Source organism: Helicobacter monodelphidis (genome assembly GCF_003288845.1).
Lineage (GTDB): Bacteria > Campylobacterota > Campylobacteria > Campylobacterales > Helicobacteraceae > NHYN01.
This window is the reverse complement of record NZ_NHYN01000011.1, coordinates 20,915-37,034: the sequence shown is the minus strand read 5'-3', so window position 1 is coordinate 37,034 and position 16,120 is coordinate 20,915. Positions and strand designations below refer to the sequence as shown.

The 16,120-nt window shown below is 35.4% G+C and carries 15 protein-coding genes and 2 pseudogenes; 10 read left to right on the top strand and 7 right to left on the bottom strand.

Going from position 1 to position 16,120, the window contains the following annotated elements:
* Position 1: 1 nt before the first annotated feature.
* The 6 genes and pseudogenes from CCZ01_RS05920 to CCZ01_RS10825 form a co-directional block, all read right to left on the bottom strand.
* The gene (locus CCZ01_RS05920; protein WP_181566336.1) at positions 2–466 is read right to left on the bottom strand and encodes a GDYXXLXY domain-containing protein; all 465 of its coding nucleotides are present in this window, start codon (positions 464–466) and stop codon (positions 2–4) included.
* The gene (locus CCZ01_RS05915) at positions 463–1,647 is read right to left on the bottom strand and encodes a DUF2157 domain-containing protein (RefSeq protein ID WP_112052306.1); all 1,185 of its coding nucleotides are present in this window, start codon (positions 1,645–1,647) and stop codon (positions 463–465) included. The genes CCZ01_RS05920 and CCZ01_RS05915 overlap by 4 nt, the downstream gene beginning before the upstream one ends.
* A complete protein-coding gene (locus CCZ01_RS05910) occupies positions 1,644–2,315 on the bottom strand; it encodes a methionine ABC transporter permease (RefSeq protein ID WP_112052305.1) in 672 nt (223 codons plus the stop codon). The genes CCZ01_RS05915 and CCZ01_RS05910 overlap by 4 nt, the downstream gene beginning before the upstream one ends.
* Positions 2,315–3,271, bottom strand: coding sequence for a methionine ABC transporter ATP-binding protein (locus tag CCZ01_RS05905; RefSeq protein ID WP_181566338.1), 957 nt, complete (start codon positions 3,269–3,271; stop codon positions 2,315–2,317). Before CCZ01_RS05905 ends, CCZ01_RS05910 begins: the two co-directional genes overlap by 1 nt.
* A gap of 25 nt (positions 3,272–3,296) precedes the next feature.
* Positions 3,297–3,893: pseudogene (locus CCZ01_RS10830) on the bottom strand (acetyltransferase); the annotation flags it as partial.
* Between the two features lie 21 nt (positions 3,894–3,914).
* Positions 3,915–4,511 (bottom strand): annotated as a pseudogene (locus CCZ01_RS10825) (sugar transferase); the annotation flags it as partial.
* A gap of 191 nt (positions 4,512–4,702) precedes the next feature.
* On the opposite strand from CCZ01_RS10825, the gene CCZ01_RS05895 reads away from it, so the two are divergent.
* From CCZ01_RS05895 to CCZ01_RS05865, 7 genes are all read left to right on the top strand, one after another.
* Positions 4,703–5,224: a DUF411 domain-containing protein gene (locus CCZ01_RS05895; RefSeq protein WP_258436847.1), complete on the top strand. Its 522-nt coding sequence runs from the start codon at positions 4,703–4,705 to the stop codon at positions 5,222–5,224.
* A gap of 3 nt (positions 5,225–5,227) precedes the next feature.
* The gene (locus tag CCZ01_RS05890) at positions 5,228–5,749 is read left to right on the top strand and encodes a hypothetical protein (RefSeq protein WP_112052303.1); all 522 of its coding nucleotides are present in this window, start codon (positions 5,228–5,230) and stop codon (positions 5,747–5,749) included.
* 152 nt (positions 5,750–5,901) lie between these two features.
* Positions 5,902–7,704: a pyruvate/oxaloacetate carboxyltransferase gene (locus tag CCZ01_RS05885; RefSeq protein ID WP_112052302.1), complete on the top strand. Its 1,803-nt coding sequence runs from the start codon at positions 5,902–5,904 to the stop codon at positions 7,702–7,704.
* Positions 7,705–7,706: 2 nt separating this feature from the next.
* Positions 7,707–9,134: an exodeoxyribonuclease VII large subunit gene (gene xseA, locus CCZ01_RS05880; protein WP_112052301.1), complete on the top strand. Its 1,428-nt coding sequence runs from the start codon at positions 7,707–7,709 to the stop codon at positions 9,132–9,134.
* A gap of 3 nt (positions 9,135–9,137) precedes the next feature.
* Positions 9,138–10,949 (top strand): extracellular solute-binding protein, encoded by a 1,812-nt coding sequence (locus CCZ01_RS05875; protein ID WP_112052300.1) that lies wholly within the window; start codon positions 9,138–9,140, stop codon positions 10,947–10,949.
* Entirely contained in the window at positions 10,949–11,443 is a 495-nt protein-coding gene (locus tag CCZ01_RS05870) for a CDP-glycerol glycerophosphotransferase family protein (protein ID WP_112052299.1), read from the top strand. Before CCZ01_RS05875 ends, CCZ01_RS05870 begins: the two co-directional genes overlap by 1 nt.
* Positions 11,440–12,522 carry a CDP-glycerol glycerophosphotransferase family protein gene (locus CCZ01_RS05865; RefSeq protein WP_112052298.1) on the top strand — a complete coding sequence of 361 codons (1,083 nt, stop codon included), beginning with the start codon at positions 11,440–11,442 and terminating at the stop codon, positions 12,520–12,522. Before CCZ01_RS05870 ends, CCZ01_RS05865 begins: the two co-directional genes overlap by 4 nt.
* Positions 12,523–12,552: 30 nt before the next feature.
* Here the strand turns inward: CCZ01_RS05865 and CCZ01_RS05860 are convergent, their stop codons facing one another.
* Positions 12,553–13,122 (bottom strand): phosphatase PAP2 family protein, encoded by a 570-nt coding sequence (locus tag CCZ01_RS05860; protein WP_112052297.1) that lies wholly within the window; start codon positions 13,120–13,122, stop codon positions 12,553–12,555.
* A 125-nt stretch (positions 13,123–13,247) separates the two neighbouring features.
* Between CCZ01_RS05860 and CCZ01_RS05855 the strand changes: the two genes are divergently transcribed.
* The 3 genes from CCZ01_RS05855 to CCZ01_RS05845 are packed head-to-tail and all read left to right on the top strand — an operon-like array spanning position 13,248 to position 16,103.
* On the top strand, positions 13,248–13,958 hold the full coding sequence (locus CCZ01_RS05855; protein ID WP_181566335.1) for a 16S rRNA (uracil(1498)-N(3))-methyltransferase: 711 nt from the start codon (positions 13,248–13,250) through the stop codon (positions 13,956–13,958).
* 14 nt (positions 13,959–13,972) lie between these two features.
* Positions 13,973–14,824 (top strand): ATP phosphoribosyltransferase regulatory subunit, encoded by an 852-nt coding sequence (locus CCZ01_RS05850; RefSeq protein ID WP_258436842.1) that lies wholly within the window; start codon positions 13,973–13,975, stop codon positions 14,822–14,824.
* 1 nt (position 14,825) lies between these two features.
* Entirely contained in the window at positions 14,826–16,103 is a 1,278-nt protein-coding gene (locus CCZ01_RS05845) for an adenylosuccinate synthase (protein ID WP_112052294.1), read from the top strand.
* The last annotated feature ends 17 nt before the right edge of the window (positions 16,104–16,120 follow it).

Genomic DNA, 16,120 nt, shown 5'->3' with positions numbered 1-16,120 from the left:
TTTAAGGAATTATCAATGTTTCTAATCTTGCAAAATCGCCATAAATCCATACTGATGCGATACCTTTTGTTTGCATATTTAATTGATTTTCAAGGTCTTTTGCTTGAGTGGCGGAAGTATAGTAGCGGTTAATGCCTGAAAAATAGTTGCGATTATTCGGGGAAGTGATGTAGGGTGAAATATCTGGTTTTTCGCATTGCGGGCTTCCAAAGGAAAAGTATTCCCCATCAGGCCTTAGGGGAATGTAAATTTTTTTGCAGTCTAATATTTTGCCTTCCTCCTTAAAATTATAGTTTAAGTAAACATAATTACCTAACGCTAAGTCTCTGGGGTCAAATCCCTCTACCCAAATCTCATATTTTTTTCCTAAGAGATAAGGAATATAAGCATTTACAAAGGAAGTAGCCAAAAGAGTGCAAAATAGAATTCCAACGAGTAATAAACGTATTTTTAGGTTTTGAATCATTCTGAAAACCTTATTTTTAATTTTGAAAAAATAAGAAAAATGATTGCAAATATACTGAAAAATAGTGCAACCCATAAATATTCATCAGAGAATTCAATATAACGTGTGCAGGCAACAGATAGAATTAACCCTACACCAAAACGATATTGCCATGCAGAATTTGCTCTCTTAATAAAAACAATGCCTATGCCCACTAGAATTAAGGAATAAGTTATTTTGAGATAGAATGTAATTCCACTAAATGAAAGTATATCAAAGTATTTAATAATGAGACCTGTTCCAAAACATATACCATAAGCAAGAATCAGGAATAAAATATTACGATTATAAAAATAACTTAAAACCCCTAAAATGCTTAAACATATATGAAAAAATGTGCTTGGAGTAAAGATGATGAGTTGTAAACAAAAAAGAATAATAAGAAGTATAAGAAATGCACAGATTTTCCAAGAATTGGGTATAAAAATTGAAGTTTTAGCGATAAGTGAGAGAATAACAGATAAAACAAAGAATTCAATAATAAATTTTTCATCATAGTCATAAACAATAAACATACAAATGAAAAAATAAAGTAATGCAACAAAATTAACAAAAGAGAGAACAGCCGTATTTTTTGCTAAGGAATGATACCGGTAGACAATAAAAAATCCTAATAAAATTAAAAGTAAAAAACCCCATTCTAAAACATCATACTTTAAGGCACTGGAGAACCACAAGAATGAGACCGCATAACTTTGCAAGAAAACAACATAAGAACGTAGGCACCATGACATACTTAAAGACGCGATTAAAATAATAAGTAAAGCATTTACGATATTATCGCCCAAATGATACATTTGAGAAATTAAAAATAAATTTGCACTAAATGAAAAATTAGCAAGAATACCTAAAGATTCCCTTAGCGATTCATTTTTTGTAACCCCAATATAAACCAAATTTATAAATAAGATGGCCAATAAAAGGACAAGACGCCAGATGCGTGGAATTTCCTCCCAATTTGCTCCTACAAAAACAATAAGGGCTAATCCAAAAAACAAAAATGCAAGTATAGCAAATAAAGAATTTATATTCCAGCGATGTTGCAAATGTTTTTGTCTGATTTTATCTGCAGATTCTGAATCAATCAAGCCTTCCTTGACCCATTGATTTAGATTCTTTTGTAGATATTGCTTTAATATCATTTTTTTAGATGATTATAAATAAAGTCACCAATACTTTGGATTACTTGCACCATAATGACTAAAATGACGGCAGTATAAGTGAGAATCTCTACATTAAAGCGATAGACGCCGTAGTTAACAGCAACTGCCCCAAGCCCACCCCCACCGACTGTTCCAGCCATTGCTGAAAAACCAATTGCCATAATTAATGCTAGAATAACACCAGAAAAAATTGAAGGTAATGCTTCCACAATCATTACTTTAAAGATAATTTGCATATCACTTGCACCAAAGCTTTTTGCCGCTTCAATCACGCCCTTATCCACTTCTTTCATTGCATTTTCAATGATTCTTGCAATAAAAGGTGCGATACCAATACTTAAAGGTACAATCATGGCGGTCGAACCTGTGCTTTTTCCAACAATCCATGCCGTCAGTGGAAAAAGTAAAATAATTAAAACTAAAAACGGAAACGATCGACATGTGTTGATTAAAATATCTAAACATTTATGCACAATAGGCATCGGATAGAGTGAATCTTTCGCAAAAAGAATCAGCAAAATTGCCAAAATCAAACCTAAAATTGTTGCAAAAAAGGTGCTAATGAAACTCATATAAAGCGTTTCAAGGGTTGCTTGAATTAAAATTATTATTGTTTTATTTTCAATGAATTCTAACCACTCAAACATTAAATTATCTCCCATTGAGTTTTGCGTTCTTTTAGATAGGCTAAGACGGAATCTAAGAAGTCATGAGGGACATCTATTACCAAAGAACCTAGAATATGGTCGCCAAAATATTCCAATTTTCCTCCAATGATGGAAAAATCAACTTGTAGATGCCTTGCCATTTGTGTGATAATTGCTTCCTGTGCAATTTCTTTAGGAAAATAAATACGGACACCTATACCTTTTTGTGTTGGTGGGTTTTTTTCGCCCAAGAATGCGTGCATTTTTGGATTAGGGCTTAAAAAAATATCTTCTACATTCCCGCAACACACAATTTTTCCTAATTCTAAGAATGCAGCAGAATGACAAATTTTCTTAACAACTTCCATTTCGTGCGTAACTACAATAATGCTCACATTTAGATTTTTATTAATCTCCTCTAAAAGATTTAAGATAGAGAGTGTTGTTGAAGGGTCAAGGGCTGAAGTTGCTTCATCGCTTAGCAAAATTTTTGGGTTCAAAGCTAACGATCTTGCGATGGCGACACGTTGTTTCTGTCCTCCACTAAGTGAGTGGGGATAGCTTTCTTTTTTGTCTTTTAAGCCTACGATTTCTAAAAGCTCTAAAACTCTTTTTTGAATTTCTTGTTTAGAATATCCCCAGCATACGAGGGGTAGGGCAACATTATCAAAAACATTTTTCCTTGCAAGTAAAGAAAAATGTTGAAAAATCATTCCCATATCTCTACGCAATTTCCTGAGATTTTTTTTTGAAAGTTCTTGTACGCTTTCATTCTCAATGAGAATATCTCCTTCGCTGAAGTCCTCTAACGCATTCAGTGTACGCAAAAGTGTAGATTTTCCAGCACCACTATGCCCTACAAGTCCATATATTTCGCCTTTTTGAATTTTTAAAGAGATTCCATCAAGCACCTTGTGTTGCCCATAATACTTGCCTACCTCTTGACATTCTATGATGTATTCCATAATTTTATCCTTATCTCTATAACTCACGGTTTGCAGGATTCCCTACAACTTTTTTATTATCGAGAATAGATTTAACTACAACTGCCCCAGCACCAATCGTGCAATTTTCTCCAATACTTAAACCTTCTCTAATAACACTTCCGGCACCAATATGGCTTCTTGCTCCTACATGAACATTCCCTGCAAGTGTTGCATTAGGGGAGATGTGTACAAATTCATCAATACAATTATCATGCTCTATAATGCTACCGCTGTTGATGATTGCTCCTCTCTTGATTATCGCATCGCTGTTGATGATTGCTCCAGCACAAACAACGACGCCCTCTTGTATATGTGCACTGGATGAAATGATAGCCTTTGGGTGAATTAGAATCGGAAAGTGATAGTTTTTATTTAAACGTTCATAAATTTGTTCACGAATGGTGTTGTTCCCTATCGCAAGAATAATATTTTGAATATTATGCTGTTTGCTATAGTCTAAAAATTCCTCTTCAGTGATAGATTCAAGTTTTTCAAGTTGCTTACCTTTTTGCTTATCAATTACACATAAAATATCAAAACCTGTTAATTCTGCTATTTCTTTTAAGACTTTTGCATGTCCTCCAGCACCATATAGTGCGACTCTCTTAGGGCTACCTGTGAATTTGCTCATTGTTGCCTTTCCTTCCTCTGTAATCCCTTCCCTAATAAGAACTTTTTTAATGGTTAAAAAGAAAATTTGTAAATCTAAACTAAATGAGATTTTTTCAACATATTCTAAGTCTAAAGAAAATTTTTGATTCCAGCTAATTGCATTGCGTCCATTAACTTGTGCAAGCCCTGTAATTCCGGGTAAAACATTATGTCTTTTTGCTTCCTCTTGACTATAAAGGGGTAGGTATTCCACAAGTAATGGACGTGGTCCAATAAAACTCATCTCTCCTTTTAGTACATTCAAAAGTTGAGGAAGCTCATCAAGTGAAGTTTTACGGATAAATAATCCTAAACCTTTGAGACGTAGCTCATCAGGTAGTAATTCTCCATTTTCATCTCTTTCGTCACTCATTGTACGGAATTTATAAATTTTAAAAATTTTACCATTTAAACCTGGTCGTTCTTGTCTGAAAAAAACAGGACTACCTAATTTATAGCGAATTAGGATGGCACAAATGAGTAAAATGGGCGAAAATAAGCACAAAAGCACAAAAGCACAAAAGCGGTCTAAAAAAGGTTTGAAAAAATCTTTATACAATGACATTGCAAACTCCAAAAATAACTCCCCAATTCTAGCATATTTATGGCAGTAAAAAAAGCAAAATATCGTTAAATTGAATGCGTTATATCTATGGTGTTAGATTTTAAACAGAAAAATTAAGGAAGTCAACGCTAAAATCTCCACTTTATTATTGATTGTAACTTGAAAATATTTTAAGGAGTTTTGTCGTGTTTAGAATAGTTTGTTCTTCTATTTTATGTGCTTTTTTGCTGGTGGCTTGTAGTGATTCTTCGAGTTCTTCTCAAGTATCATCTGCACAGTCTGAAAATGCGACAATGGTTGTTTATCAAAGCCCTCAATGCGGTTGTTGTGAAGATTGGATAACATATATGAAGCAGACTGGTTTTGAAGTTAAAGAGCAGGTAAAGACGGCACAGATGAATGAAGTTAAGGAAAAATTCCATATTCCTCAAGAGGCGATGGGTTGCCATACTGCTGTGATTGGAGATTATGCGGTTGAAGGACATGTGCCACCTCAAGAAGTACGACGATTATTGCAGGAAAGACCTAGTGCAGTGGGTATTGCTGTTGCTGGAATGCCGATGGGGAGCTATGGAATGGATTATGATTCAAGGGAAGAACAATATGATGTCTTGTTGATTTTGCCCGAAGGAAAAACAGAGGTTTATGCAACTTATAAAGGTAAAAATAAAATAGAGAATGCAGAATCTTCCAACTCTAAAGATTAATAAATGAAAAATTATTTTTTAATTATATTATTTTTTGGTTTAAATGCTTTCTCTCATGCTGTGGAGATTGCTGGTTTTGAGTTTAGCCCAGAATTTGGCGGATCGTTTGGAGTTATGGAGAATGACTGGAAAGATAGAGGTTCTCCAAATCAGCAAGGTTATTTTGGTGCATATGGGCGCGTTTGGTTAGGGGTGGCAGGAATTAGCGTTGCACCGATTGTGCAATATCAATTTCTAGATGACAACTCAAGGACGGCTTTACGCAACTTGAATATTGGAGGGCAGTTAGGTGGACGCATTGATTTAGCAATTTTGAGCTTAACTCCTTATGTTGGCATTGCACATTCTTCTTTCAATCGCTCTTTTGAAGATACACAGATGTATTCTGTAGGTTTAAAGTTAAAGCCGAGCCTTATTCCTTTGGCGACTTCTTTGCAATATACATACCAAAAGCCCCAATATAAAAGCAACGACAACAAAGTGAAAATGGATGCTATCCAACTGATGCTTGGTTTACATTTTTAATTTTTTACAAAGGGTTTAATCCTCCCCTTTGCCCTATGTTTACGAAATTTTCTGCATTCTAATATTGCGGTGATTTGTGGTGTCTTTGGCTAGAATTTTAAGCTTAAATTGTTACAATTCTCTATTACAAAGTGATTAGTGAAGGAGAGTGAATGGTTAAGGTTACAGAAAATAGCTTAAGGGATGGGCAGCAATCCCTTCTTGCGACTAGAATGCGCATAGAAGATATGATAGAAGCAGCAAAGCTTTTTGAGCAAGTAGGTTTTCATAGTGTTGAAGTTTGGGGTGGTGCGACTTATGACACTTGTTTGCGTTATCTTAAAGAAGATCCTTTTGAACGTTTAGCGACATTTAAGGAGATTTTTAAAAAAACCCCAATTCAAATGCTTCTAAGGGGGCAGAATCTCATCGGTTATCGTCATTATGCCGATGATGTTGTGCGTGAGTTTATCCGATTGAGTGCAATGTATGGTGTGGATATTTTTAGAATATTTGACGCTTTAAATGATATTCGTAATCTTGAAGTTTCGATTGAGGAAGTAAAAAAGCAAGGCAAGCACGCACAGGGCACAATTTGCTATACAACTTCACCTGTGCATTCTGTGAAGGGTTTCGTCAAATTTGCAAAGGAGCTAGAGAAACGTGGTTGTGATTCTATCGCCTTGAAGGATATGGCTGGGCTTTTATCGCCTATGGTGGCGTTTGAGCTGATTAAAGCTTTAAAGGAAAATATTTCCGTTCCTATCGCACTCCATTCACATTCAACAGCTGGATTTGCCTTTGGTAGCCATTTAAAGGCTATTGAAGCAGGGGTGGATATTGTTGATTTAGCTAATTCAGCTTTGGCGGAAGGAACTAGCCATCCTTGCACACAATCGATGGTGATGACATTAAAAGGTACAGAGTTTGATACTGGTTTAGATATTGAATTGATGGAAAAAGCTGCTGAAATATTAAAAGTTAATCGACGTAAGTATAAGAAGTTTGAATCTGAATATAATTTAATTGATACAAGGGTTTTGTTGAGCCAAATTCCGGGTGGAATGATTTCGAATATGGCAAATCAACTCAAGGAGCAGAATGCTTTGCACCGCATTGATGAGGTTTATTTAGAGATTCCTAGAGTGCGTAAAGATTTTGGTTATCCGCCACTTGTAACGCCATCTAGCCAAATTGTTGGCACACAAGCTGTTTTGAATGTTTTATTAAAGGAACGTTATAAGCAAATTACGACAGAAAGTAAGAATCTGATTAAGGGTTTGTATGGGCAGACTCCAGCACCTGTTTCAGAAGAATTGAAAGCAAAAATTATAGCAATGGGAGAAGAATGCATCACTTCGCGTCCAGCGGATGCAATTCCTCCAGAACTAAACACTGCTAAGCAGGAAAGCGAGGGTTTTGCAAAAAGTGCGACAGATGTAATTTCTTATGCAATTTTTGGAGCGGTGGCAAAGAAATATTTTGATGAACGTGCAATGGGAAGGTTAGAACCAGAATCGATTGCTACTTTTGAGGATTATGGTAGTGAGCCTTTAGCAAAAGAGTTTTTTGTAACATTGCATGGTGAGCAATATCAGGTTAAAATTGAGGGGAGCGGTGCAAAAGAGGAGGGTGTGCGTCCATTTTTTGTGCGAATTGATGGTGAGTTAAAAGAAGTTTTTATTGAGTCTGAACAGGAGGATTTGCAAACATTAAGAACAACAACGGGCAAGAAAAATACTTCTATGCCTCAAGCGATTGCACCAGGCCATATTGTTCCGCCTATGCCGGGTAATTTAACAAAAATTAAAGTACAAGTTGGTGATGTTGTGAAAGAGGGTGATGTTGTTGCTGTTGTGGAGGCGATGAAGATGGAACACGAAGTGGTCGCATCTGTTTCAGGAGAGGTGAAAGAGATTTATGCCAGAGAAGGTGCACAAGCACAAAATCATGTTGCTATTATGCTGATTGGATAGGAATGGCATTACGATTTCATCAATCCTTAATGCCAAAGCCTTTAGCTGTTAGTGAAATTATTAAATCATCTAAAGCGATTTTAGAGGGACATTTTCCGCAAATTGCTGTTTTTGGAGAAGTGAGTAGCGTAACCTATCAGGGTAGTGGGCATATTTATTTTTGTCTCAAAGATAAAGATTCTGAAATTAAATGTGTTATATGGAGGACATATGCTCAAAAAATACATTTTAAAATCAATAAAGGAGATATGCTTCTTGCAAGCGGAAAGTTAACCTTATATGAGGCAAGGGGAGAGTTTCAACTTCAAGCCCAAATAGTTAAGCCCTATGAGGGTGTAGGGGCGTTGAATCATAATCTTGAGTTACTAAAGCAAGAATTAGAACAAAAGGGCTACTTTAGCCATGAGCATAAAAAGCCGATACCTATTTTTCCGATACATATTGTATTGATTACTTCAGCGAGCGGAGCTGTTTTGCACGATATGTTAAGAATTGCAAAAAAACGTTGGAATAATCTTAAGATTACATTAGTGCCAACGATTGTGCAGGGGGAGAATGCAGCTTGTGATATTGCGAACAAAATTATTTTTGCTGATAAATTGAATGCTGATGTGCTGATTCTTGCACGTGGTGGCGGTAGCGTTGAAGATTTGTGGGCTTTTAATGAACGTATTGTTGCCGATGCAATTTTTAATGCAAAAACACCCATTGTTTCAGCAATTGGGCATGATACTGATACACCTTTGAGTGATTTTATTGCCGATTTGCGTGCTCCAACGCCATCAGGTGCAATGGAGATGATTTTACCTGACAAATATGAATGGTTTCAGCGATTAGATTCTTGGGACACACAATTATCCACACAGATAAAGAAATATTTTTCTTTTAAAAAACAAAGATTGCAAAATCTTAGAACACACTTATCTTTAATGGTTTCACATTCTTCTTTGCAAAATCATCAAGAAAAAATCCGATATTTTTATCAGTTTTTACATCAATCTTTTCAGAACCAATACCGCAAAAAATCTCAATATCTCTTTTTCTTGCAACAAAACTTGCAACAACTGATGCAAAATAAAATTCTCGATTCACACCAAAAGCTAAAACCTCTTACTTACCGACTAAAATCTGTTCATTCTCAAGAGAAACATAAACATTTAAAGCAACAACTTGAATTTTTGACACAGCAACTTTTAGCTACTAAAAAACAAATAATTCATAATAAAAAACAAAAAGTAAATACATTAGATAATTATCTTTTAACAAAAAATCCAGAATATTTACAAAAAAAAGGTTTTGTGCAGATATGGCATAATCAAGCAGTTGGTGAGATTGAGTTTTTGAGTGTGGGAGAGCGATTTATGATTAGTGATTGTCGATTTAAAGCGATTGTGGAGCTAATCCAAAAAGAACCATTGCAAGGAGAATAAAAGATGTTTAGAATCATTCTTTGTGGAATTTTATTATCGCATTGGGTTTTAGCTGAAACTTTTAGCGATAAAGGATTTTCTTTATTTGGTGAGATTAAATATAAAGAATTAAAGCATTTTGATTATGTTAATCCGAATGCACCAAAAGCAGGTAATATTAAATTATATGAATTAGGGAGCTATGATACCTTAAATCCTATTGCTCTAAAAGGTATTCCAGCGGCGGGACTTGAATTATTGTATGATACTTTAACTGTGCGAAGTGAAGATGAGCCTTTTAGTGAGTATGGTTTAATTGCAGAACGGATTCAGCGAGATGTGAATAATCAATTTGTCATTTTTCATTTAAATAAAAAGGCGACTTTTCATGATGGAAGTCCAGTGAGTGCTTTTGATGTTGAGTTTAGTTTTAAGGCAATATTAGAATCTCAAAATCCTGTTATCACGCGTTATTACCAAGATGTTGCTGAGGTTGTTGTAGTAGATAAATGGACAGTACGTTTTAATTTTAAAAATAATCAAAATAAAGAACTTCCATTAATTTTGGGCCAGATTCAGATTTTTCCTAAGAAATTTTATGAGGGTAGAAAATTTGGTGAAAATCCCCTAGAGATTCCTTTAGGAGGTGGACCTTATATGGTGGAAAGTATTGAAGCTGGAAAAAAAATTAGCTATAAGCTTGCCGAAAATTATTGGGCAAAGGATCACCCCACGCGTATCGGACAATTTAATTTTAAAAAAGTAACTTATGAATATTATAAAGATGATACTGTTGCATTAGAGGCATTCAAGGCGGGCGTTTATGATTATCGTCAAGAAAATAGTGCTAAAAATTGGGCATTAGCATATGCAGGAAACGCACTCAAAAAAGGCTATATTAAAAAAGAAGAATTAAGCCATTCTTTACCAAGTGGAATGCAGGGATTTTTTTTTAATACGCGTAAGGAAATATTTAAAGACATTCGTGTCCGTAAGGCTTTAGGCTATGCATTTAATTTTGAATGGAGTAATAAAAATTTATTTTTCTCACAATATACGCGCACAAAGAGCTACTTTGATAATTCTCCTCTTGCCTCTTTTTCTGTACCGCTTGAGAAAGAAACTGCTATTTTAAAACCTTTCTCTTCCTCTCTTCCTCAAGAGCTTTTTACGCAACCTTTTGTACTGCCCATTCATAAACAGGTGAGTAATGATAGAGGGTTATTGAAAAAAGCACAGAAGCTTTTAGCAGATGCAGGCTATAAGAGCGTTAAAGGAAAATTGCAAAAAGATGGGAAACCCCTTGCTTTTGAATTGATTTTGGTTAGTCCGGCTATGGAACGCGTAGCAATTCCTTTTAAGAAAAATCTTTCTATTTTGGGTATTGATATGAAAATTAGGACAATAGATACAACGCAATATATTAATCGTTTGCGTAGTTTTGATTATGATATGGTTGTAGGTGTTGTGCCACAATCTCTTTCGCCGGGTAATGAGCAACGTTTTTTCTTCTCATCACAAAGTGCTGATGAACAGGGGAGTCGAAATTATGCAGGGATTAAGAATGAGGTTGTTGATGCTTTAATAGAAAAAGTGATTTTTGCAAAGGACCGCGGAGAATTAGTGGATTATACACGTGCTCTTGACCGCGTTTTATTGTGGAATTATTATGTTATTCCACACTTTCATAATCGTAGCTTTAGAGTAGCATATTGGGATAGGTTTTCACATCCAAAAATTACGCCATTGTATGGTATTGGTTTTTGGAGTTGGTGGATTGATGAAGCAAAAGATATGGTTTTAATGGAGAAAAATCCAAAATTAAGGAGAAAGTAATGAATGTTTTATATGCACCCTCATATCGTTTAGCAGAGGGTTTTATTACGGATAATGTGATGCAAGGGTATGACTTGCAGGTTTTGGAAAATATTTGTGAGGTTTTAGAACAACAGAGAATTCCCGGAAAAGCTTTGTTTCTTGTTCCAGAGCAAACTCCTAAAGAACAAACTGAAGCAACACTTTTGGGTTTAGATGGCTATCCGATAGAAAAGATTGATTCCTTACAAGAAGCAAAAGATTGTTTTTGTATGGTTACAGATTATTCAAATGTTTCCTATGCTTTTGCATTTTTTTACAAAAAACCTGTTATTTTCTTTTTGCCTGCTTTTTTGCATATAGACGCACGTTCCGATCAATTTGCAGTTTTGCATGTTTTTGGCCGTTTTGTGTTTAGTATGGAAAAGCTCCACGAGATGATTTCAGGCTTGTATACTAGTCGTGGGTATGATGCGGATATTGAAAAATTTCTTAAAGGGGGATTCATTGCATGACTATTGAGCAAAAAATTAAACAAATCGAAAGTGAATACACGCAAAAATTGCGTTCTTTGCTTTCTCCTACTAAGAAAAACATTGTTTTTTTAAATTTTTTTGATACTTACATTAAACAGTTTGGAACGCTCCCTACAAAACTTGCAGAAAAGCATAATGTTTTATGGTTGCCACTTAATGCAAATGAACTGAATCTTTTTGAAGGTTGCAAAAGTCTTTGTATTCCACGTGCAGTTGAGGCAGAGGGTAGGGTTATTTTCTTAAATTTAGATATTGATGAGATTGATTTGATTATAAGTAGCGACATTGCTTATGATAATAATTGTATATTGTCTAAGGAATTTTTAAGTAAAAAAGCAAAACGACTTTATATGCCACATTCTTTATTGCAAAGTCCAAATTTGGATTGGCTAGATTATATTGCTGCTCCTTCTACAATCTTTGAGGAGGATTTTAAGCAACATTTTCCAAAATCAAAAACGCAATTAATTTCAGCAGGTTACCCTAAGTTGGATATTTCTTTAAGGCAAACATTCTCTACCTCGCCTGATACGATTACCTATGCCACTACAGTTCGCCCTATCGACCGCCCTTTAAATATAGATGCGATGATGTGTGGCTATGATGTGAATCTGATTGAATGGTTGCTTAAAAATACAACCGATAAAATTGCATATCGTATGCACCCAACTGCACATTTAAACAATATTCCTAGCCGTTCTATTATTCATAATCGGCTTTTTGCTTCAGAACGTCTGAGTTTTGATGAAATGCAGGGAAGTGCTTTTTATGAGTACACAAAATATCTGATTACAGATTTTTCAACAACAGCTTACACTTTCTCTTTAACAACACTGCGTCCGTCAATTTTCTTTGCTCCTATGCGTACTGAAAGAAATATTAGCCATCATATTGATTCTATTGGCTATTCTGCAAAAAATTTTCGTCATCTAAAGCAGATTCTTGATGGTGATTTAGATAAACATAAAGAGATTGAGCAATTTCGTAAGGAGTGTATTTTTAATGTTGGGTCAAGCGAAGATTATCTTTGCGACGCGATTTGTGCTATTTTATCATAAATTTAGTTTTTAGTGGGTTAGTTTTGTATCTTAAAACTGCATACGCCATTGTAGGTGGTAATTAGGGGAGTCGTCAAATGCTTTTGTTTGGTAGAAGGATAGATTGCTCGGAATATATTTTGTGCTGATTAGGTATGATGTTGCAAAACCTAATGCTGCACCGCTTAAAACTTGCGTTGCCGTATGTTTTTTAGCAACAATTCTTGAAATACCAACGCTTGTCCCTATCGCTACAAGGGGGATTGAAAGCTTTGTTCCATAACGTTTATGTGCGAATCCAGCACTAGAAAAAACGAAGGAGGTATGTCCAGAAGGAAATCCATCGTATTGATTGGAGGTTGGACGTTTTGAGATATTTGCAGAATGTGGATTGCTTCTTGAAATACCAACAAAACTTGCCTTAATTGCGTGAGTACTTAGGAGTGTTAAACCGGCTCCTAATGCTTGTTCCTTAACCCCCTGTATATCATTAATGGAGTAGCTATAACCCATCATAACAAAAGGTAGAATTTGCATTGCATCGCCATAATACTCAAAAATACGTGAGGAGCTCCATAAAGATGAGGAGAGACATAGTAAAAAAATAAGTATTTTATCCAATTTTTTCCTTTTTTAGTGGTGCATTATAATACGAAAAAGCTTTTTTTGTAATAGCGATGCGGATATCATTTGTTATCGTTAGTAAGTGTTTGGTAGAATACCAGGAAAAATTAAAGGATATACCATTGCAATTTTGCTACCATCAAGAGGCAGGAGCGACACAGATTCTTTTGGAAGGCGAAAAATTTAGGCACATTTATAAATCAAGACGTAGTTGTGCTGAATCTAAGTTATGGCTTAGAAATTTAAGGGATGATTTTTTGTATGCTTATCGTTGCCAAGAATGCAAGAGGGAACAGGCTTTATTGATTTTAGAAAGTCAGCACGAATTTAAAAATATACCAAAATATCCGCTTAATATTGCATTAGCAATGATTGAACCTAAAAATATTGAAAAAATTTTACCTTTCTTGAATGAAATGGGTTGTGAAAAATTAATTTTATTTTGGGCAGATTTGAGCCAGAGACACTTTAGGATTGACGAGAAACGTTTACAAAGAATTTTGCATTCCTCATCAGAACAATGTGGAAGAAGTGATTGTGTGCAACTCGAGATTTTACCGCATTTACAAGCTGTTTTTGAGGCAGATTCAACACTTATGTTGTTTGATTTTGAAGGTAAAGGGTTAGAGAATATTGTTGTCTCTAAGTCTCCAGCTACTATTGCAATTGGTCCTGAAGGGGGATTTTCTCCTAAAGAAAAACAATTTGCTAAAGAGGCAAAGATTCAGCTTATATGTGGAGGGAATTTAATTTTGCGCAGTGAGACTGCAGCAACATATATTCAAGCAAATGCACATCTATTTTATGATATAATCCCGCATTCAGAATCTTAACAACAAGGATAGAAGTGATATTAGAACATGAGATTCCGCCCGGAGGCAAACTCTATTTTGGGGAGAGTGCAAAAATTAAGCGTGAAATAGAATGCCGTGCCAGTGAGCTTTTTACTCAATATGGTTTTTTGGAAATTCTCACCCCCACTTTTTCTTATTTGGAGCATCAAAGAAATTTTACAAGTCGCAATCTTGTGCGTTTGAGCGATGAGAGTAATCAGGCAATTAGTTTGCGTATCGATTCTACACTTGATGTGATGCGGATTCTTACAAAAAGACTTTTGCGACAAACTCACCATAAAAAATGGTTTTATATTCAGCCTATTTTTATCTATCCTACAGAGGAGGTCTATCAAATTGGCATTGAAAGCATTGATAATGCAGAAATTCAGCCAATTATTTCACTTGCACAAGAGTTTTTATCGCAATGCCATATCCACCCTTTGTGGCAACTTTCTAACATGAATATCCCGAAGCTTTGTTCTTTGTATAGTTCCATTCCTCTTGATTTTTTTACAAAAAAGGATATTCCTAGAATTATTGAAAGTGATGTTTACTTAAAAGACTTACTTTACATTCATTCTATTGATGATTTAAAGCATTTTATGAGTAAATCCCCACATTTTTTGCTTGAGGAATTACAAAAACTTTTAGATGTTGCTGAAAGCATAGAATCGCCAAATATTATTATTGCACCCCTTGATTATCCTTCTGTTCCTTATTATCACCATCTCTTTTTTAGAGCATTTTTGGATAATAGGACACTTCTTTCTGGTGGTTTGTATGAGATGAATGGTTATAAGTCTTCAGGATTTGGAATTTTTACAGATGAAATTATTGTAAATATTTTAAAAACAAGGAGATAAGATGAGTCAGGTAGATTTAATTGTAGGTGCTCAATGGGGTGATGAAGGTAAAGGCAAAATTGTTGATAGACTTGCTAAAGATTATGAGTTTGTTGTCCGTTATCAAGGTGGGCATAATGCTGGGCATACAATAGTTGTCGATGGTAAAAAAATTGCGTTACATCTTATTCCTTCCGGCATTCTTTACCCTCACTGTAAAAATATTATTGGTAATGGTGTTGTGGTACGTCCTCAAGCATTGATTGAAGAGATGAAATCCTTTAAGGAATTACCATCACGATTTTTTGTGAGCGATAAATCACATTTAATTCTTCCTTATCATGAAGTTTTAGACCAACTAAAAGAGAAAAAAGCGACAAAGGCGATCGGTACGACAGGTAAAGGCATAGGACCAGCTTATAGTGACAAAGTGAGTCGTTTGGGTATTCGTATGGGAGAATTAGGGGATCTACAGAGACTTTTTGTAAAACTTGAAAATTGGGCAAAGGAACATCAATTCCTTTTTTCTGAATTTTATCAGCAGGAATTTGATTATTATCAGTTGAGTTTTCCTTCGCTAGAACAGGTAAAGGAAGAACTAAAAGAAGCACAACAAATTCTCCTTCCTTTTGTTTGCGATACAACGACCTTAATTTGGGAGGCAATTGATAAAGGACAGGATATTTTGCTAGAGGGTGCACAAGGAAGTATGTTGGATATTGACCATGGCACTTATCCATTTGTAACAAGTTCTACAACGCTTTCTAGTGGTGCTTGTAGTGGAAGTGGAATTGCACCAGGTGATTTAAAACGTGTTATTGGCATTGCTAAAGCGTATTGTACACGTGTGGGTAATGGACCTTTTCCCAGTGAAGAAAAGGGAGAGATTGGTGAGATTTTACGCAAAAATGGTGCAGAATTTGGTGTAACAACGGGTAGAGCGAGACGTTGTGGTTGGCTTGATGCCATAGCTTTGCGTTATGCTTGTCGACTAAATGGTTGTTCAGAAATTGCTTTGATGAAGCTTGATGTGCTAGATGGTTTTTCGGAGGTAAAAGTTTGTGTGGGTTATCGCCATCAAGGGAAAATTTTGCATTCTATGCCCTATGATTTGCAGGAGGTAGAGCCGATTTATGAGAGCTTTAAAGGGTGGGAGAAAAGTAGTGGTTGTCGGCGGTGGGAAGAATTACCCAAAGAGGCGAGAGATTATATCCAAGCTTTAGAAAAGATAATCCAAACACCCATTTCAATTATTTCAACCGGACCAGATAGGGAGGATACAATTATGATTTTATCATAATTATTCATTATTGAGGG